At 51.6% G+C, this 20,484-nt stretch carries 12 protein-coding genes and 1 pseudogene; 4 read left to right on the top strand and 9 right to left on the bottom strand.

The window, feature by feature from the left end; translation table 11 throughout:
* Positions 1 to 1,929 carry an alpha/beta hydrolase family protein gene (locus CWE21_RS07085; protein ID WP_126833764.1) on the top strand — a complete coding sequence of 643 codons (1,929 nt, stop codon included), beginning with the start codon at positions 1 to 3 and terminating at the stop codon, positions 1,927 to 1,929.
* A complete protein-coding gene (locus CWE21_RS07080) occupies positions 1,929 to 2,876 on the top strand; it encodes an SEL1-like repeat protein (protein ID WP_126833763.1) in 948 nt (315 codons plus the stop codon). The genes CWE21_RS07085 and CWE21_RS07080 overlap by 1 nt, the downstream gene beginning before the upstream one ends.
* Before the next feature lie 116 nt (positions 2,877 to 2,992).
* On the opposite strand, the gene CWE21_RS07075 is transcribed toward CWE21_RS07080, so the two are convergent.
* Positions 2,993 to 4,960: a S9 family peptidase gene (locus tag CWE21_RS07075; protein WP_126833762.1), complete on the bottom strand. Its 1,968-nt coding sequence runs from the start codon at positions 4,958 to 4,960 to the stop codon at positions 2,993 to 2,995.
* A gap of 351 nt (positions 4,961 to 5,311) precedes the next feature.
* Here CWE21_RS07075 and CWE21_RS07070 point away from each other — a divergent pair, with 351 nt between their 5' ends.
* Entirely contained in the window at positions 5,312 to 5,662 is a 351-nt protein-coding gene (locus tag CWE21_RS07070; protein WP_126833761.1) for a LytR/AlgR family response regulator transcription factor, read from the top strand.
* A gap of 174 nt (positions 5,663 to 5,836) precedes the next feature.
* On the opposite strand, the gene CWE21_RS07065 is transcribed toward CWE21_RS07070, so the two are convergent.
* The 4 genes from CWE21_RS07065 to CWE21_RS07050 all read right to left on the bottom strand — a co-directional run bounded on the left by CWE21_RS07065 (position 5,837) and on the right by CWE21_RS07050 (position 10,528).
* Positions 5,837 to 6,466: a 3'-5' exonuclease gene (locus tag CWE21_RS07065; RefSeq protein WP_126833760.1), complete on the bottom strand. Its 630-nt coding sequence runs from the start codon at positions 6,464 to 6,466 to the stop codon at positions 5,837 to 5,839.
* The gene (locus CWE21_RS07060) at positions 6,466 to 8,394 is read right to left on the bottom strand and encodes a DUF294 nucleotidyltransferase-like domain-containing protein (RefSeq protein WP_126833759.1); all 1,929 of its coding nucleotides are present in this window, start codon (positions 8,392 to 8,394) and stop codon (positions 6,466 to 6,468) included. The genes CWE21_RS07065 and CWE21_RS07060 overlap by 1 nt, the downstream gene beginning before the upstream one ends.
* A gap of 140 nt (positions 8,395 to 8,534) precedes the next feature.
* Entirely contained in the window at positions 8,535 to 10,250 is a 1,716-nt protein-coding gene (locus tag CWE21_RS07055; protein WP_126833758.1) for a sodium:solute symporter family protein, read from the bottom strand.
* A gap of 11 nt (positions 10,251 to 10,261) precedes the next feature.
* On the bottom strand, positions 10,262 to 10,528 hold the full coding sequence (locus tag CWE21_RS07050; protein ID WP_126833757.1) for a DUF4212 domain-containing protein: 267 nt from the start codon (positions 10,526 to 10,528) through the stop codon (positions 10,262 to 10,264).
* A 182-nt stretch (positions 10,529 to 10,710) separates the two neighbouring features.
* Here CWE21_RS07050 and CWE21_RS07045 point away from each other — a divergent pair, with 182 nt between their 5' ends.
* Positions 10,711 to 14,199 (top strand): hybrid sensor histidine kinase/response regulator, encoded by a 3,489-nt coding sequence (locus CWE21_RS07045; protein WP_126833756.1) that lies wholly within the window; start codon positions 10,711 to 10,713, stop codon positions 14,197 to 14,199.
* On the opposite strand, the gene CWE21_RS07040 is transcribed toward CWE21_RS07045, so the two are convergent.
* From CWE21_RS07040 to CWE21_RS07030, 4 genes and pseudogenes are all read right to left on the bottom strand, one after another.
* Positions 14,188 to 14,643: a hypothetical protein gene (locus tag CWE21_RS07040; protein WP_126833755.1), complete on the bottom strand. Its 456-nt coding sequence runs from the start codon at positions 14,641 to 14,643 to the stop codon at positions 14,188 to 14,190. The genes CWE21_RS07045 and CWE21_RS07040 overlap by 12 nt on opposite strands.
* Before the next feature lie 17 nt (positions 14,644 to 14,660).
* On the bottom strand, positions 14,661 to 16,940 hold the full coding sequence (locus tag CWE21_RS13590; RefSeq protein WP_241970253.1) for a PKD domain-containing protein: 2,280 nt from the start codon (positions 16,938 to 16,940) through the stop codon (positions 14,661 to 14,663).
* Between the two features lie 672 nt (positions 16,941 to 17,612).
* Positions 17,613 to 18,965: pseudogene (locus CWE21_RS13585) on the bottom strand (S8 family serine peptidase); the annotation flags it as partial.
* Between the two features lie 657 nt (positions 18,966 to 19,622).
* The gene (locus CWE21_RS07030; RefSeq protein WP_126833753.1) at positions 19,623 to 20,270 is read right to left on the bottom strand and encodes a response regulator transcription factor; all 648 of its coding nucleotides are present in this window, start codon (positions 20,268 to 20,270) and stop codon (positions 19,623 to 19,625) included.
* Positions 20,271 to 20,484: the final 214 nt, after the last annotated feature.

Below are 20,484 nucleotides of genomic sequence, written 5' to 3'. Positions count from 1 at the left end.
ATGTCGAAAATGAAAATCTACCTCGCTTCGCTGCTGCTAGCCGCCGCGTCGCTGGTTGCCAACGCGCAGGAAAATGTGCCGCTAGAAGTGTTCGCACAGAATCCTAGCTTCAGCTCCATGAAAATTTCACCTGACGGCAAACATATTGCTGCTACCTACCCTATTGAGGACCAAGTTCGGCTCGCCATTCTTAAAGCCGATACCTTTGAGCCGGTCTATCAGTATTACTTTGGCGACAAAGATCAGGTGGCGCAGTATTGGTGGGCGAACAATGACAGGATTTTAATGCGCACTGCCATTAAAACCGGCCAGTACGCACAACGTTTCATCGACCCTCGCATTTGGGCAGCAGACATTGGTGGAAAGGTTAAGGTTGTTTTCAATGAATATGCCAATGTCTCAATTCACGACATGTTGCCTGAAGACGAGCAACATATTCTTATCAATTCGAACCACGAGAAGCGCCAATTTACAAATTTATACAAGCTGAATGTTTACACGGGCAAAATGTTAAAAATTGCCGACAACCCATTCAAGTATGCCCGTATGTTGTATAACACCGAAAACGAGCCCGTTTTCGCTCTCGAAAGTGATGAAGATACTGGCGAAACGCGCGTTTGGCGTCGTGAGGAAGGCAAAGACTGGGCCATCTTCGACCGCTTCCCGCCCTTCAAAGGAAAGAATTATGCCGGCAGCATGGTGCCTATCTCGATGCACCCTGACGGTGACAAGGTGTACTTGCTTTCTGACCAAGAAACCGCAACGCGCTCGCTGTGGCTATACAACATGGCTACGAAAGAAAAAACCTTGGTCTACGAGAACGAAACCGTTGATGTCTCACCCGTTTTTGAAAAACTACCAAACTGGGAAGAAGCACGTCTAGTGGCAGTTACGTTTGACGACGGCGTACGCCAACGGGTCTACCTTGAACCTGATTCTGCCGCAGCGCAAGAGTATGCAGCGCTCAGTGGTGCGTTTCCCGGTAGTTATGTGGCGACGGTCAACCAGACCGAGGACGCCAACAAAGTCATCTTAGAAGTGCGCTCCGATCGCAATCCCGGCATGTTCTTCGCTTTTAATCGCGATAACTTCGAAGTGAAGTACCTTACCAAACAATATGAGAACCTTGATCCCGAGCGCATGGCATCGGTTGAGCCGATTTCGTTTACCGCCCGCGACGGCCTGAAAATACATGGCTATTTGACGGTCCCGAATGGTAAAGAAGCCAAAGATTTACCACTGGTAGTTTACGTTCATGGTGGTCCTCACGGCCCGCGCGACTGGTGGGGCTACGACCCTTACGCACAAGCCATTGCCAGCCGTGGATATGCTTTGTTACAAATCAACTATCGCGGTTCGGGTGGTTATGGGAAAGAATTCGAGCAGATGGGCTTCGGTAAATGGGGCCAAGAAATGCAAGATGACTTAACCGACGGTACCTTATGGGCGGTAGAAGAAGGCATCGCCGACCCAGATCGTCTATGCATTTTCGGCGGTAGTTACGGTGGTTACGCTTCACTTATGGGCGTAGTGAAAGAGCCTGACCTCTATAAATGCGCTATTGGCTATGTCGGTGTCTACGATCTGTTGCTCATGAAGGACACTGGTAACGTCGCTGAACGCCTTGACTGGGGCCTTGATTACCTTGACGAAGCTTTAGGTGATGACCCTGCCAAGCTCAAAGAAATCTCGCCGCATTATCATGTCGATAAGATCAAAGCGTCGGTTTTCATCGTACATGGTGGACGCGACGAGCAAGCACATTACGACAATGCGCTGAATATTCGCAAAGAATTTGAACGCCACAACAAACCACTTAAGTGGATGTGGAAAAACACTGAAGGCCACGGCTTCGCAGCGCCAGAAAACCGTCTGGACTTAATGCGTGAGATGATTGCCTTCCTCGACGAAAATATCGGAGAAAAGTAGTGTCTTACGTTGCTGTAAAAAGCGCTGTGCAGTTATGCAGTAGTCTCGTGCTTGCCACGGGACTCCTCTTGAGTGCCGTGCCAACTACTCACGCACAAGCCTCGAGTGATATCTGCGCAGGCGAAGAATGCCAAGCCAAGATAGCCAAGCTGAAAAAGCTCGCGCTGAACGGTAGTCCACAAGCGCAGTTTATTCTGGGCACAATGTACGAGTTTGGTGAAGGCGTTGAAGTGGATACCGACATCGCTCTGCGCTATTACCAGATGGCGATAAAAAACCGAAACGCCAAAGCGATGTATCAAATGTCGGCCATTTTGTACGACGGTCGCTACGGCGAACAAGATCTGCAAGAGGCCCAAGAATTACTTGAACGTTCAGCCGATCACGGACTCCCTATCGCTATGGTAGATTTGGCCAAACAAATGTTGGTGGATGCTCCAGAGGCAAAAGCGGACGTCATTTGGGAATTGCTCACTGAAGCCGCCGAACGGAATAATTACGAGGCGCGCTATTTGGCCAGCTTGCTATCGCTGAATAAGGCATTTCCACATGCCCTACCGGCGGATGAAGTCATCGAACAGCTCGACTTTTTAGCACGACGTGACTACCGTGATGCCGGCGAGTACCTCGCCCAACTACAGCAATCACAACAAGAAGATGGTCAGCTGGCGAGTAACCAAACGACCCGTCGTCCGTCGCCCGCCGATACGCAAAATGTTGAGCGTATTTCCGTTACCGGACAAAAAATAAGTCTCGATTTTTTACTCGACGTTGCCATCGACTCCATCGATGCCTTAGGTATTTATGATGGCAACTCTACCGTCTCGCGCCTCCCTGGGCGTGCCTGCACCAAATGGAGTAATCCACCTTGCCGAACCAGCTCGCCGGGCATTCTAACCGGAACAGCTGCCGGTGATGCGGCGACTCCTGCGGATGCAGGCAACTAATACACCAAGCAGCATGCTCCATCCGTAAGGGTGGAGCGCTTTTCCCACCAACTGTACGATTTATCACTCAATCAAAGCACCGCACATTTTGCGGGGCTTTTTAGTTACAGCGCTAGTTAACCTTTAGGTAACAAGTGCTGTTCAAAGAACAGCACCGTCGCCTGTTCATAAACATCGCGGTTCTCTTTCTTGCTGTAGCCATGGCCCTCATTAAGTGCATTCATATACCAAACTGTCTTACCTGCGTCTTTTAAAGCTGCAACAATCTGCTCAGCTTCAGTCACCGGCACACGCGGATCGTTCTCACCCTGTACCACAAACATCGGCACATTAATTTTGTCCACATGGTTGTTCGGGCTAATCGCCTCTAAATGTTTGCGCATGTCTGGGTCGCGCTCATCACCGTACTCGGCGCGACGCAAATCACGTCGATAGCTTTCGGTGTTGGTTAAGAAGGTGACAAAGTTAGAGATGCCAACAATGTCCACGGCAGCCTTGAGGCGGTCACTGAAATGCACCGAACTGGCCAGTACCATGTAGCCACCGTAGCTGCCGCCTATCACCGCGACACGGTCTGGGTCGAGATCAGGTTGCGTGGCAATCCAGTCCAATAATGCGCCGATATCTTTAACTGAATCTTCGCGTTTGAAGCCATTATCCATGCTCACGTAGTCTTTACCGTAACCCGCAGAGCCGCGAACGTTCGGCGCAATCACCGCGGCACCGAGCTCCTGCAACCACAGTTGCACCGTGCTACTAAAATACGGACGGTATTGCGACTCAGGCCCGCCGTGAATTGAAATGATGACTGGGTGCGGACCTTCTTTGTTGGGTTTGTAAACGAAAGCAGGCACGTTCAAACCATCAAAGCTCTCGAATCTTACTAATTCTGGCTCTACGAAATTTTCAGTATTAAGGCCACCTACCTCGCTAAAGGTCCAGCGAGTCAACTTGTCTTTTGTATCAAGCAAATACACATCGGTCGGCGACTTTGGCGTATTGATGCTTAGCGCCAACTGCTCGCCATTAGGGCTAAAGGTCAAACCGCCTACCACGCCAATCGGCATGTCTTCCACCCGCGCAAAGGCAAATGTCATTGGATCGAAACGATACAGCTGACTCATGCCTTCTTCATTGATGGTAAATGCGGCTTTCGTGCCGTCATCACTCATGGCAAAGTTGTCGACATTCCAATTAATGTCTTTCGTGACCACCCGTACTTCGTTGGTACTGGTATTGCGGTACGCCAATTGGGTGAAATCAGAAAACTGGTCGGTGGTAAAGAAATAACCCGCACCATCTTTGCGATACGCCAGTGGGAAGTTTGCATTACTGCCAATATCGCTACCTTCAAGCAGCTTGAGTTCACCTTCGTTGAGATCGAGTTCGTGAATTTTGACATCGGTAATGCTGCGGTATTGCACCACCAGTAACTTCTCACCATTCGGATGCCAATCCACCGGGCCCCACCAACTGCCGTCGGGTGCCGCCAGCGCTAATTCCGCCTGCTCAGGTGTTGTTGGGTTCATCACCCAAATATCGTTCGAGCGACCATCGCGCCGGGTGCTTTGATAGGCAATCTTGTCGCCTTGCTGATTCCAAACCACCGCCCCATTGCGCGATTCACCATCACTGATCATATGATAGTCACCGCTGTCAGGGTCTAAAAGGAATAGCTGGGTAAACTCGTTACCGCCGGCATCCATACCAAAAATCATGGTGTTGCTGTTCGGCTGTCGGCTAATGCCACCCACCGGTTCTTCGAAAAACGTAAGTTGCTGCCGATAACCACCTGCTTCGCTCACTTTATGGATTTGTGCAACATCACCAAACCTAGTACTGATATAAATAGCATCGCCGTCACTGGTAAAGTTTCGAAATGCTGCCGAGCGCACGTTCTGGAAACGATTCAGTTGCTCGCCGATACGTGCGGGAATTTCCGGAATGTCCTGCAGTACGAGGTTGCCGTTATTGAGTGTTCGAGTGCTTTCGGTGTCATTTGCTTGTAGTCCATGGCTTGGTGCGATGAGCAATAAACTAGTTAAGCTGAAAAGCAACGCGCCACAGGTTCGGTGGTTAAGCATGGTGAGTTCCTCGTTGTTTGATGTTCGATGTTCGATGTTCGATGTTCGATGTTCGATGTTCGATGTTCGATGTTCGATGTTCGATGTTCGATGTTCGATGTTCGATGTTCGATGTTCGATGTTCGATGTTCGATGTTCGATGTTCGTTAAAGAATAAACCTTAGACCTAAAAGCTTAAAAAGGAAATTTTTGATTTTATAAAGCACTTCAAAATACTTTAAAAACATATGTTTAAGGTAATTTAAGAAGCTTTAAGAAGGCTTAATTGGGAATTCGTCCCGGGTATTGCCATAGTTTTCTCACCGAACACAAAAAGCAACACGAACAACATTGCGAGGCACGAGGTAAGCTATGACAACTCCAATAAATTACATCCCTGTGAAGTCTATTGGCCGCATTCGTTTTATCGCCGTCGAAGATATTGTTTGGATCAAAGGCGCCGCCAACTACGTTGAGATTCATTTACCTGATGGCATGGTTTTGCATCGCGAAACACTTTCATCTTTAGAAGAACGGCTTGACCCTGAGCAGTTCGTTCGCGTACACCGCTCGGCGATTGTAAATATCGAGCACTTACACGAAATCACCAGTGAACTTGGACGCTACTCACTTGTCGAATTGAAGAACGGACAAGAGATTCGCATTGGTAATGCTTACCGTCGCGACTTTTTTCAGAGCTTAGGGTTAGATGCAGCCAGCTAAGTGCGGCATTTATACAAACCACTGCTCCGTTCGTAACAAATTCGTTTTACACAGCGCACGACGAAGTAACCTTGAAGGCGGTTAGTGCAGTTATCCACTCTCCCTGGATCACGATAACTGTTGCATAAACCATCCTTCCGTTTTGGCCGCTCTCCGATTTCGGGGAGCGGTTTTTTATTTCAACAGCTCTTTTAGCGGCGCATCGGCGTTGCCAGCATATTGATAGGCTTGCGCCAAAAATAATTCACCGCAGGCAAGTGCATCCGAAAACGCATGATGCGCGGTGTATTCAGGCAAACGGAAACGTTCACGGCAAGCTTTGAGAGTTAATGACCCGCGAGCAATATGGTGCTGTTGCTGCTTGAGTCGATGCGCCTCAAAGGTCAAGGTGTCATACTTTGCTAAGGGTTGCAGTCGCACCCCATGCGCTTTCGCAAAGCGTTGCAAAAACTGCCAATCAAATTGCACGTGATGGCAGACCAGCACCGCCCCCTCGAGTTCATGCGCAAGTTGCTTAAGCGCCTCTTCAGGGGCCTCTGCAGCGGCAAAGTCTTTTTGCACCAAGCCATGCACCACCGGCGACTGTTTCAGTTCCGGCTGTGCCTGCGTGACAAAATACTGACCACTGGCGTAATCAAGCACAGGCGGACGGATCGTCACCCAGCCGATGGCCAACACTTGGTCGCTTTTCGGATCAAGCCCGCTGGTTTCCAAGTCGAGCGCAATATAACGCTGTGCGCGCCAACTCTTCCGCAGCTGTTGTCGGCGTCGCCAATAGGTCTGCAAACGTTGCCAGAACGCCATTAGCCGGAACGCCCGAACTTCAGACTCACCCCTTGCTGGCAGTCTTTCAAAATACGAAAGGCTGACTTCAACTGGCGCCGCGTTAACGTGCTCAACTCATCGGGATCGAGCGCATTCTTTGGTTTCGCCGTGCCCCAAACGGCTAATTGATGCTGCAAGCGTAATTGCGTGAGAAATTGCCACGCTTCCGCCAGCGCCTGATTGTCTTTGCGGTTCAGTAACTTACTGTCTTGCAGCAGTTGCAAGCGAGTGAGCGTGCGCGGCTCAGTCAGACCCGCATGCAAACTGTAGAGCCGCACAATATCGTTAATCAGCGCCAGCCCATGCCGCTTGATATCAATCAGGTCACTGTCTTTGCCTGATTCCGTGCCACGAAAACGATTAAATAGTCCCAGAGGAACCTGCACGTTTGCTTGCAAGCGCGCCAAATTACCCAGAAAGAATTCCGACTTACCGAGCTTTGCAACATCCTCGCGATAGGCTTGATAAAGACGCTTGCTACCACGCACATTGCGACTGTCGAAAAAAATCTGGCAGTACATGAGGGCTTTCGGGGTCGGCGATTCGGTCCAAGAAGTAAAGCGTTCCAGCCAGCCCGCTTTAGTGCGCCGACAGTCCGGATTTGACGCCATGATATTGCCTGGACATTTCGGCACACCACACTCCGCCAGCCCCTCACAAACATAGTCACCAAGCCCCGCAAACCATGCCAACTGCTGCTCGTTAAGCTCGTTCGCTAACAGCAGACCGTTGTCTTGATCGGAGCTCAAGGTCTGGTCTTCGCGGCCCTGCGAACCAAAGGCTAGCCAGACATACGCTGCTGGTGCCACACCATGTTCGCGTTCATAGAAATCGATAAGCTTGCGTGTCATCGTATCCGTTAAGCTAGCCAGAAGCCGCCCTACTGCCGCAGCATCGTTCAAGCGCAAACCAAAACGATGCATATATTCTGGAATGTGCTGCGCTTCCTGCACCAATGCTGCACGCGTTGGCGCTTTGTTCAAAGCACTAATCAGCATCACCGGCTCGCTCTTCTGCTGCCGCATCAAATCGGTATTCGTCAACATTCCCAGCGGCTGCTCGTTATCATCTAGCACCGGAATATGGTGAATATTCTCTTGCGTCATCAACGTCAGCGCATCGAGTAACGTCTGCCCCCCGCGCACCGTTGCCGGCGCTTGCGTCATCACCGCATTCACATGAATGTTGTAGTCCAATCCCTGCGCCACCACCCGATTCCGCAAATCACGATCGGTCAAAATCCCAACCAACTTGCCCTCATCGACCACCAGCACCGACGAGATTTTCTCGTCGCGCATCCGCTGCGCCGCCTCCTGAATCGTCGCCGTACTCGGCAACCCCACCGGCGCCCGCGTCACTACCTCCCCCACCAAACACTGCAACGAATCCCCACTTGCATTAGAGAGGGCAGCCCTCCCTTCTGCCCGCGAAAAATCTGGGGTGGCGGGTGATGAGGGGGCGTTTTGGGGCGAAAAAGGGGCTGACCTCTGCCCCTGTTGTGAGAGCAGGCGTTGTTCGTGCGCGCGGATGAAGTAATGCTCAAAAGCACGGGAGTGTTGACGTAACTGGTCAAAGGTCGCAGCACTCAAAATGTAGACGATACCGTCTTCAATTACCTTGAGCTTGTTCACCACGTCGCGACCGGTCAGTAGCGAGGGAAAGCCGAACAAGTCGTGCGACTCCAAGCGCTCAATCAGCGTGCCATCGGGAGCGAGCAAATCAAAACCGCCTGAACGCACAATATAGAGAGCTGGACTGTGCGCCGAAAATAGCTCATCAACATTGTGTTCGTTTAGGTAAGCGGCTTTGATTTGTCCAGCGGCCCATTGCCGTTGTTCAGAACTGAGTTGGTCAAAGGGCGGACAATCAAGTAAAAAGCGATTCAATTCCGCAAAATCCGGCTGCATGGTTAAACCCCTTAAGAGCGTTGTTTGCTATTCGCTGTTTGTTGTTTGTCTAAACAAAAAGCGAACGCAGTGAGCGTGCGAACAGCGAATAGCGAACAACGCTTTAACGAAAAAGCCCGGCGCGAGGCCGGGCTGTGCAATTAATGACTTGACGCGCCGCCCGCTCCTTTCGGATAACGAATCGACTCCACCAAATCTTGCGTATCTTGCGGTGCATCACCGGTGAGTTTATGGACCACATAAGACACGATGAAGTTAATCAACATACCCAAGGTACCAATACCCTCTGGTGAAATACCGAACAACCAGTTCGCCTCGACGTTCGCTGCTGGATTCACAAACTTGAAGTAAATAATGTACGACAAGGTGAAAACAATACCAACAACCATACCAGCGATTGCGCCTGTGCTGTTCATACGTTTGTAGAAAATGCCCAAAATGATCGCAGGGAAGAAGCTTGCTGCGGCTAAGCCGAAGGCAAAGGCCACCACCTGCGCCACGAAGCCGGGCGGATTAATACCGAACCAAGTTGACAGTGCGATAGCAACTGCAGCCGCGACGCGCGCCCACATGAGCTCTTGGCGGTCGGTGATGTTCGGTGCCAAGGTTCGCTTCAACAAGTCATGCGATACCGAGGTCGAGATAACTAAGAGCAAGCCTGCCGAGGTCGACAACGCTGCGGCAACACCACCAGCAGCAACCAAGGCCACCACCCAAGCTGGCAGGTCAGCAATTTCTGGGTTGGCAAGTACCATGATGTCGCGGTCTACGGTCATTTCGTTGCGCTCGTCACCCGAGTAGAACATTTTGCCGTCGCCATTTTCATCTTCCCACGAGATCAGCCCGGTTTTTTCCCAGTTCTTGATCCAGTCAGGAGCTTCTGAATACTCAACACCGGTCAAATCAGGACCATTCACAGTATTGATCAGGTTCACTTTAGCGAACGCGGCAATTGACGGTGCGGTTAAGTAAACCACTGAGATGAACACCAACGCCCAACCCGCTGAACGACGCGCATCACGTACTTTAGGTACGGTGAAGAAGCGAACAATAACGTGCGGCAGACCTGCGGTACCCACCATCAAGGCACAGGTAATCGCAAACACGTCAATCTTATTGCGCACGCCTTCGGTATAGGCCGCTAAACCAAGTTCGGCAGACAAGCCATCAAGTCGTGCAAGTAAGTAGTTACCCTCGCCCGCAACGCCTTCAGCAATGGTCGCACCAAAGCCAGTTTGCGGCAGAATGTGGCCGGTCATGTAAATCGAAATGAAGATTGCCGGTACCAAGTAGGCAAACGCCAACACACAGTACTGCGCCACCTGGGTGTAAGTAATCCCCTTCATACCACCTAATACGGTGTAGAAGAACACGATAACAGCACCAATGAATACGCCGGTGGCAATTTCGACTTCTAAGAAGCGCGAGAATACCACGCCCACACCGCGCATTTGGCCGGCAATGTAGGTAAACGAGATCAAGATGGCACAAATCACCGCAATGGTACGCGCGGTTTGTGAGTAGTAACGGTCACCGATAAAGTCTGGCACGGTAAACTTACCGAACTTACGTAAATAAGGAGCCAAACAGAGCGCCAGCAATACATAACCACCGGTCCAGCCCATCAAGTAAACACTACCGTCGTAGCCGGCAAACGAGATAATCCCCGCCATTGAGATAAACGATGCAGCAGACATCCAGTCAGCGGCCGTCGCCATACCATTCATAACAGGGTGCACGCCGCCACTGGCGACATAGAAGTCATTGGTTGAACCCGCCCGTGACCAGATTGCGATAGCAATGTAGAGGGCGAAAGTGAGGCCAACAATGATAAACGTGAGAGTTTGAATATCCATGCTGCGGCCCCTTAGTCTTCGTGAACTTCGTATTTATTATCAAGTGCCGCCATGCGCTTCACATAAATGAAGATCAGAATGACGAACGTGATAATGGAGCCTTGCTGGGCAAACCAAAAGCCCAACTTAAAGCCGAAAAAGGTAAACTGATTGAGCCAGTCCACCAAGATAATGCCAAACCCATACGACACCAGAAACCAGACTGCTAGTAGCTTGAGTACCAGTCCAATATTCTCGCGCCAGTAGGCTTTTGCGAGTTCTTCGCTTTTGAAAGCCATAACGCCCTCCGAGTTGTTCTGTTATTTTTTATTGTTGCTATGTGCACTTAGCAATCTAGTCGGCTCCTGCGCAAACACAAATACGACATTGGTCGAACAACTCTTGCGACCAAGGTCGCGCTTGACCCAACTATAGCCTGCAAGCTACTGTCAGCACTGATCACATGCTTTAGGAATCCGTCATGACATTGCTGCTTATTTTCGCCGCGCTTGCCTACATTGCTATCTTGTTTGGCGTTGCCCATTACGGCGATAAACCCGGCACTTGGGCCAACCGTTTAAGCTATCGGCCTTCGGTCTACAGCATGTCATTGGCCATTTACTGTACCTCTTGGACGTATTACGGCGCCGTCGGCAATGCCGCGAGTTTCGGCTGGGCCTACTTGCCCATTCTGCTCGGCCCCTTTCTTTTATTTATTATCGGCCTACCGCTCTTAGAAAAGCTCGTCAGTGTCAGCAAACAGCAGAACATCACCTCGATTGCTGATTTCATTGCGAGTCGTTATGGCAAGCGCCAGCGTCTGGCGCTATTTGTCACCTTAATCGCCGCCCTCGCAACGATTCCTTATATCGCGCTGCAACTCAAAGCTGTTGGCATGACCTTTATGGTGCTCACCGAGAACACCACTGCTCTGACCGAGTTTTCCATCAATGAACTGGCGGCAGCCGCTATCATGGCGGTGTTCGCCATGCTATTCGGGACCCGCCACATTGAAGTCACCGAGTATCGTAACGGCATGATACTGGCGATTGCCTTTGAGTCCGCCGTCAAGTTAGTCGCGTTGCTTGCTGCGGCATGGTTCGCTTGGTCACTATTTAGCGACGTCTCTCCGGTCAGCATGTGGCAACAAATTAGTCGCCCCACCAGCGTCGAATGGTCATGGCAGGCCTTCAGTGAGTTCGACTTTATCGTGCAGACCCTGATGGCTGCTGGGGTTATTCTGTGTTTGCCACGGCAATTTCATGTGACTGTTGTCGATAACGTCAACGTCCGACATCTCAAAACAGCACGCTGGGGCTTCCCGCTTTACCTCGCGTTGATTGCCGCAGCAATCGTGCCTATTGCGTTGAGCGGAGATCTGTTCTTAGGCACCGGCGTTGATGGCTCCACCTACGCCCTGCAGCTGCCATTGATGCAAGACCAAACGTGGCTCGCTATCGTCATTTTCATTGGTGGCTTTTCGGCAGCTACCGCCATGGTCATTATCGCCTCAGTGACCCTGAGTACCATGGTCACCAACGATGTGATCATGCCGCTTATTTTGCAACGTCAGCAACGCTTCCCATTCGCCAGCCCAGCGAGTAAACAAAGCACCGAAATACGCTCGTTCCAAGGACAACTCCTGCTCATACGGCGCATCGCCATCGGCTTTATCTTGTTGTTCTCGTACCTCTGCTATTACCTCTGGGCAGCAAATACTGGGCTCGTGAGTATCGGCTTACTTGCCTTCTCTGTGGTGTTGCAACTGCTTCCCGCGATTCTCGGCGGACTCTATTGGCGTCGCGGGCACGCCCGTGGCGTGTATATTGGCTTAGGCGTCGGCTTGATGGCCTGGCTCTTTAGCGTTGCCCTGCCGATGTACCTACCCCACGACATTAACGACACCAGCATTATCACCCAAGGCACGGTCATTAGCCTTTTGCTCAATACTGCGGCGTACGTCATCTTCTCATTTGTTGCCCAACCAAGGTTGGTCGACCGCATCCAAGCGACAGCGTTCGTGTTGCCGCGCAATGTCGTGCAAGAACATACCATCGGCCGCCATCATCAAGCCACCAATGGCGATATGATGTTATTGCTTAAAACCTTTGTTGGCGAAGAACGCACTCGGCAATTATTGGCCTACTATAATGATGCGCAGCAAGCGTTCATTAACGAAAGCAAGAAAGAGGACGTCGCCAGCCGAGAATTTATCGACTATGTCGAACGCGCACTTACGGGTGTATTAGGTGCCGCCACCTCACGTTCCTTGATCGAAGCAGCCTTGCGTGACCGCCGTCTGCACCTCGAAGAAGTGGTGCACTTTTTTGACGACACCACCCAAGCACTGCAAACTCAGCAATCAATTCTGTTTAGCTCGCTGGAAAACCTCGCGCAGGGGATCAGCGTCATTGACGCCGAATTACGTTTGGTTGCGTGGAACAAGCGCTACTTAGATCTGTTCGACTACCCCGAAGGCATGGTCAAGCCAGGGCAGCCGATTGCCACGCTAATTCGCTACAACGCTGAGCGCGGCGAATGCGGCCCCGGTGAAATTGATGAACTGGTGAGTAAACGTTTGCACTATATGCAAATCGGTTCGCCGCACCGCTTCATCCGTCGCCGTGGCGATGGCCGTGTGATTGAAATGGTCGGTAACCCACTGCCGAATGGCGGCTTTGTTACCAGCTTTACCGACATCACCGAACACGTCGAAACCGCGCAAGCGCTCGAAGAAGCCAATATTGATCTTGAGCAGCGCATGAACACGCGGCAACGCAAAATTCGTGAGATAAATAACGAGCTGACCGAGGAGATCGAACGTCGTCGTAAAGTCGAAGTTGAACTTAAGCAAGCCAAGCAAGAGGCCGAAGAAGCTAACGCTTCGAAAACCCGCTTTTTAGCGCTTGCCAGCCACGACATTCTGCAACCGCTGAATGCCGCGCGCTTATACCTTTCGGCCATGGACGAAACGACCTTGACCGCACATAATCAGCAATTAAGCAGCAAGCTTGATACCGCTTTAGCGTCCACCGAACACCTGCTGAGCACCTTATTGCAGATTGCTAAAATGGACCAAGGTGCGTTACAACCCACTTTCCGCCATGTGCAATTGAGTTCGCTGCTGCAACCGCTGATCCACGAATACTCGGTCTTAGCGCAACAGCGCGGTATCGAGTTGCGTACCCATTGGCGCGACGCCGTTATTTATACCGACCCGACCTACCTACGTCGCATCATTCAAAACTTTCTCTCCAATGCGGTGAAATACAATCGTGATAACGGCAAAGTCTTGCTAAGCGTGCGCCAACGCGGCGAACACCTGCAAATCGCGGTATGGGACACCGGCCCTGGTATTACGAGTCAACAACGGCACCGTATCTTTGATGCTTTCTACCGTGGGCAAAATACACGCGTCGAAGGGGTCGGCTTGGGCTTGAGTGTTGCCAAGCGTATGAGCGAGCAACTGCACTGCGAACTCAAACTCAATAGTATCGAAGGGCGTGGTAGTTGCTTCATGGTAACCGTCCCCATGGGCGCCGCAGCACAAGTATCGCAACGCCAAGCAGCGCAAGAAGAGGGAACCCCTAGCGAGCAGTTAACTTTGGTGTGCGTTGACGATGACCCAGAAAACCTGAGTGCGCTACGTGCATTATTGGAAAAGTGGGGCTGTACCGTCGAAACCTTCACCAGCAGCGCCACGGCACTGCAATACGCAAGCACCCACCAAGCACCACATGGTGTTTTGTTAGATTATCAATTAGGTGATGACGAACACGACGGGCTTACACTGGTAACAGCATTGCGAGAACTTTGGGGCGAGCAATTAAAAGGCGCACTGGTCACCGCGATGCGCGATGATCAAGTGCGCCAGCAGGCGCGCCAACAGCAGTTGTTGTTTATTGCTAAACCGGTCAAACCGGCGCAGCTCAAAGCCCTACTGCGGCACTTACAAAAACTAGCGGTCTAGGGCGCTTTGTTGAGCGACGCAACGACCTTCATACAAGCTCAATTGTGGTCGCGGCAACACCTCACAGGTACCCACGACATCGTGCTCACGTTGATAGCTCATCTGCAAATCACGATGCTCACGGATGAGCTCTTGCAGCACGTTTTCGTCGACCGTGGTAATTGAATACGCAAGGTAATACTCTGGCCCACCGCAAGGTCGATGACCGACTTCTGCCAAGCGGCATTGCTTCACAGTGTCGGCATACGCCATGCCTACTAACGAGCGAATTTGCTGATCAAGCTCAGCAATCTTGGCCCGTGTATCCGTCACTTTGCCGGGTGCCTGAGCCACCGGCTCAAGCTCAGCCTTAGGCTCCGCTGATACCTCCTCATTTGCTGGCCCACTACAGGCGGCCAGCGAGAAAAATACAAGTGCCGTAAGCGACAAATACGATGTTTTCATAGCGTGTTCCTTTTCGCTTAACGCTGCGCCTTACGACGCAGCCAAATCAATGGTAAGGCAAGCAAGCCAAGCCAAACACCAAAGCTACCTGACGACTCATCTTCGTCGCTACCGCCATCGGTTTCACGTGGATAAACACTAATGGTAATTTCATCGGTGTCTTCCAACGAGCCATCGCTGACGGTTAGCTTGAACGTTAAGTCAGTGTCAGTGCTCACTGTAGGTGCGTTAAAGCTGGTTTGTTCACCTTCTGGGCTCGACAGTTCAACGGTTGGACCTGCTGTCTGCTCCCACAGGTATGACAAGGTATCGCCATCCGGGTCACCGCTGCTTGAAGCGCTCAACGTCACCGCTTGACCACTTGGCACGCGGCGTAATGCACTGTTAGCACTTGCATTTGGTGCTGTGTTCGCGCCTTGCAGCTGCACCTCAACCTGCGCCGTCGAAGTCAATTCGCCATCAGAAACCGTGACTTGGAAGACCGCGGTTTGCGACACTTCAAGTTCAGGTACAACAAAGTTAGCGCGTGCTTGATCGGCATCATTAATGGTTAACGTTGGTCCAGAAACCTTGGTCCAACTAAAGGTCAAGGTGTCACCGTCAGGGTCGCTACTTTCACGTGCGTCGAGGTAAACCGTAGTATCGACCGGCTGCTGACCTGTCACTGGCTCTACCACCGCTTCAGGCGCTTGGTTTTCTGGCTCGGTTGCCAAAATGTCGACCTGCAGCGTCGCTGTATCTGAAGCTTCGCCATCCGAAACACTGACCTCAAATGTTAGCGTTTCGTCCGCGCTTACTTCCGGCACCACAAAGCTTGCAGTCGCAGTATTCGCACTCGCGATACTCACTGAAGTTCCGCCTGTTTGTGTCCAAGTAAAGGCCAGGGTATCACCGTCGGCATCCGAGCTTGAGCTCGCATCCAAAGTTACCGTCGTGCCTGCGGCCTGTGCACCCGTCACATCAGCGACCGAGGCCTCTGGCGGCGTATTGGTATCGACCGGATCTGGCGCCAAAATGGTCACCGTCACTTCGTCAGACGCTTGTGCTGTGCCATCGTCGACGGTCACAGTGAACGTCACCGTGGTGTCAGTGCTCACTTCTGGCGCAACAAACGAAGCTTGTGAGCTATTCGCATTGGTCAGTGTCACCACTGCGCTCGGCGCTTGCGTCCAGCTGTAAGTGAGGCTATCACCGTCGGCGTCACTCGCTGCAGCTGAGAGCGTAACCGTGCCACCTTCTTCTACCTGCGCAACCGATGCGCTTGCAGTGACCGTTGGTGCGGTGTTTCCAGCGCCGGCAACGACAGTTACCGTCACCGTACCCACTGATGTGGTTTGGCCATCAGCATCAACACCTTGATAGGTAAAGCTATCTGTACCTGTAAAGTTGGTGTTCGAGGTATATTCAAGGTCGCCGTTGGCGAGTACCGTCGCCGTACCATTACTCGGATTGCTGACGATTTGCGTAGCGATACTGCCCACCACGTCTACTTTCTGCGCTAAGAAGGCATCATAGCTCTCGGTGCCTGAGCTTACTTGTGCGTAAGTGATCCACGCACTGCCAGCGCCGTCGTAAGCGCCGTCGGTCGAAATAGTCACGGCTTCACCCGAGGTTGCTTCAGCGCTCAACGCTGGTACATCCTTGAGACTTACCGAAGCGTCAAAGTTCACCTTCACGTTGGCACTTTCGCCGGTTTCGATAACCGGGGTAAGTACGGAATCGCTTGATGGGTGCGTACCAAAGCCATCGTAGTAACGCTGAATACCAATCACACCCTGCGCTCCCACACCAGATTCAGCACCTACCGTCAGACGGTCTGGCGCAGTAGTTGGGATGTCGATGTAGTTGTAATACACCTCATCGGTGCCCAGTTTGAACCAAATCGAGAAGGTATAGGTGCGACCACTGGTCTCATCATCCCACTCACGGGCGTTTTCGTATTCCAGTACGAACCAATTATTGCTGCCGTCATCTACCCAAACATAGTTGAGCTGACCACCGCCAACATTCGGGCCGACTTCAAGATCGGTCCAGTACGGTGCCCAAAAAGCATTCGGTGGCGCATCACTTGGAATCGCTTGGTTCAACGCAACACCAGCATAGTCGCCGGTATTTGTGCCCGCACCAATAATCCCGTTAGTGGTCGCGACGAGGTTGTCGTAACGCACGCCGTCGAGGAAAATACCGCCGTCGTCACCGATCGGAACCGTGAAAATATCATCGTCACAGTCGTCGACATTACAGATACTGTTGAAGCTTTCAACGATATCGGCGAGCGGTAGCCCCGCAAAGAACATGCTATTTGCCGAGTTCATTTGCGTGGTGTTTGCCGCATCGGTTTGCGTACCTTGCCAAACAATCGTGCGGCCATCAGCGCTCACAGTTTCTTGCGTCGCCTGAGACAGCGTCTTGTTGAAAACAACGCTATCGCGGTCGAGCGTCACTTGCGCTGGAACGTCAATTTGTAAGGTCACTGCTTGACCGGTATCGCCTAAAGCGCCTAACACTTCAAGACCAAACGGCTCACCTGCTTTAGGTGAAGCTGTGGTTTCGCCGACACTGACGATTTGTGCGTTGTCCGACGTTTCCGCTAACACCGCAATCGGTAGGCGCATGATTGGATGAGAACCGGAGCTAACAAACATCAACTCACCAAACTGCCAACCCGACACACCGTAACGCGTATCAATTTCAATGCTGACGGTTTTTGATGCACCTGGGGCCAGAGTAAACGCTGCATCGTCGATGCTCGCTGACACAGCAGGATCATTAAAGGTCAAGTCCGTGGTGAAACTTACGCTGCTTGAACCTTTATTGGTTAGCGTGCGGGTAAATGTACAACCCACCGCACAGCTGTTGTTGGCAAGTGACGGCTGGTCCACTACCACAAAGCTATCTGCTGCGGCCTCCACATCAAGGCGTCCTGCACCGCCCTCAAATGGCGTTGCGGCAGAAACTTGGTTGTCGCCGCGTAGCTGATCGTTGGCAGAAGTCATTAATAACGACTTCAAGTCTTCCGCAGACCAAGCACCGTCGCTCTTATCTAATAACAACGCTGCTGCGCCCGCCACATGCGGTGACGCCATTGACGTTCCCGAAAGCGAACCGTAACCACCTGGCACTGCAGATAAGATATTTGAACCTGGTGCAGTTAAGTCAGGCTTTAAGAAGCTCGAGTCGCCGTTCGGGCCGCGTGAGCTAAAGTTCGACATCACGTCTTGCAGCGCCGTATTCACTGACTTGACCGGCTCCCGAATCGATGCGCTAGAGCTGCTGTTCCAATTGCTCGCAATGGTTTGTCCCGCTGACTGTGAAATCATCACGGACGGTAAGGTTGCACCTTCCATCGCCATAACAATCGTCGAATTCTCGTTGTTATAAACGATCATGCCAACCGCACCAGCGGCTTGCACGTTCTGTGCTTTTTCAACAAAGGTACAGTTGCCACGTGCTACGAGCACAATTTCGTTACTAAAGGTGCCTGCTGGGAACGCCGAACACGCCTCAGCATTCGCTGCGTGGTTGATAGCTAAATCGAGCGAAGCATTGATGTCTGCGGTAATTGCAAAGTCACCATTACCTGGCGTCGATGTATAACTCTGCCCGCCTACCACGACACTGCTTGAAACCACGCGGCCATGTTGGCTACTGGCGATAGTTAAGCCGTCTTCAATACAGCCTGGGCAGCCAACCGTGCGATCGCCGGGGCCATCGTTACCTGCTGCAGTGACGGTCAGTACACCAGCGTTCTTGGCTGCGGCAAAGGCCGAACGGTAAGGGCTGTTGGCCGGATCACCGCCAGGGCTGCTACCCCAAGAGTTGTTGATCACATCCGCACCATCGGCAACCGCGTCTTCAAGTGCTTGAATCAAGTTCGAGCTGCTACCTGTGCCGTTGCCTTCGGCGTCATTAAAGAGTGCTTTGTACACCATCAAGTGTGCGCCTGGCGCAATACCACTCATATCATAAGCGATACCGTTAATCGTTGCCGTCACTGGGTTACCTACCGCAGTACCCGCAACGTGTGTGCCATGTCCATCAACATCTTCTGGGGTTAACACTTCGTCAGGGCTGATCTCACCGGTCGGCTGATACCAACGCGCGACGATCAACTTGTCGTTACAAAACGTCGGAACACTAGAACAATAGTCAGGGTTGGTGGGTCGTGCGACTGCCGGATGACCATTATCTGCGAACATCGGATGATCAGAGTCGATACCACTGTCGATAATCGCCACCCGAATATCACGACCGGCGTCGGCCCGCGCACCTAGCTCATTCCACACCGCCGGTGCGTTAACCAAGTCGACCGTGGTTGGCATACTGGCGTAAAACTTTTCATCAGCATAAACCCGCTTCACACCTGGCGTTTGATTTAGACGCTTCAGCAACGCATCTTGATCGGCTACAGGACCTGCGACCTCAACCACCATGCCATTGAAGACTAAGCTCATGTGCTTACGAACTTTCAACTCTGGCAGCTTGGCTTTTAACGCCGCAAACACTTCATTTTGCTTTTGCAACAAGTGTACTTGGTAGTTTTCGACCGGCTGACTGCCAAGTTGCAGTTTGCCAACCTTAGTCACCACTGGAGAAGTCGGTTCAAAACCAGCGATACCGCCTTTATAGGTGGCGACAGCTGGATCTTTCAATTCAACAATAAAGCGCGTTACCGCATTGCTGCGTACGACGCGCTGGGCATCGCCTTTCGCTACTTTGGCTTGATAATCTTGAACGGGGGTCAGCGTTCGTTCCGGCTGAGTTTGCAACTGCTGCGCAATTGCCACCGTGGCACTCAACGAGGCCATCACTGCAACCGCAAGCGCTGCAGGACGCACTGCTTTGGGTTTATTACTCATGATCATCCTTCCTACGTATTTCTCGTCATTATTATTCGACTAACTTACCACGAAATAATAGGTACAGACACGATATTTGTGTAAAGAATGTTACAGAAATTTACAAATACTAACGCCGGCTTAACTTACGGGCGCTTCGAGTTGGAGACGTTCCGCCAGCAACACCGCTTGGGTGCGACTATAGACACCAAGTTTGCGGAAAATTGCCGTGATATGAGCTTTCACGGTGGCTTCGGTTATATTCAGTTGGTAGGCAATTTGTTTATTCAACAAACCTTCGTGCAATAGGTAGAGAACGCGATACTGCTGCGGGGTAAGGTCGGCCACTTTGCGGGCAAGCTCTTGGTCTTCATCACTGACTCGGTCCAAGCGCCCACGCACCTCTTCCGGCACCCAGGTATCGCCTTGCATGATGGCATCGATGGCTTCGGCGATTTTTGCCGAAGACAATGACTTAGGAATAAAACCAAGCGCGCCAAAACCAATACATTTGGCTACTACGCTGGCTTCTTCAGAACCGGAGATTACCGCCACGGGTAACAACGGAAAATCTTCACGAATACGGATCAGGCCATAAAGATCGCCACTGCCCGGCATATGCAAATCGAGCAGTAGCAAGTCAACATCATCGTCATCGTTGAGGGCAGCTAAGGTTGCATCAAGATCACCTGCTTCTCTGAGTTCGAGATCAGCATAATGATTCGCGAGCGCGCCTTGCAGCGCCTCGCGAAACAATGGATGGTCATCAGCAATGAAAAATTTAGCCATATCTGGGTAGCCCGTAGTTCTACTACGGGCCAAATCTCCCACATCAAAGGTAGTGATTCAATTCAGCTATTCCCCGCAGTAGAACTGCGTATATGGTCTCCTCCAACTTTGCAAGTTAAAACCGGTCGTAAGCGAAGTTGCGTTCGTATATTCGGCCTCGAGTCACAATGTATTCACTTCTAGCTCATTGTAGGGCCTTGATGTAATCCGCGCA

It is taken from the genome of Pseudidiomarina aquimaris, assembly GCF_003987395.1.
GTDB classification, from domain to species: domain Bacteria; phylum Pseudomonadota; class Gammaproteobacteria; order Enterobacterales; family Alteromonadaceae; genus Pseudidiomarina; species Pseudidiomarina aquimaris.
The sequence above is the reverse complement of the archived record's forward strand: the minus strand, read 5'-3'. Positions and strand labels throughout refer to the sequence as shown.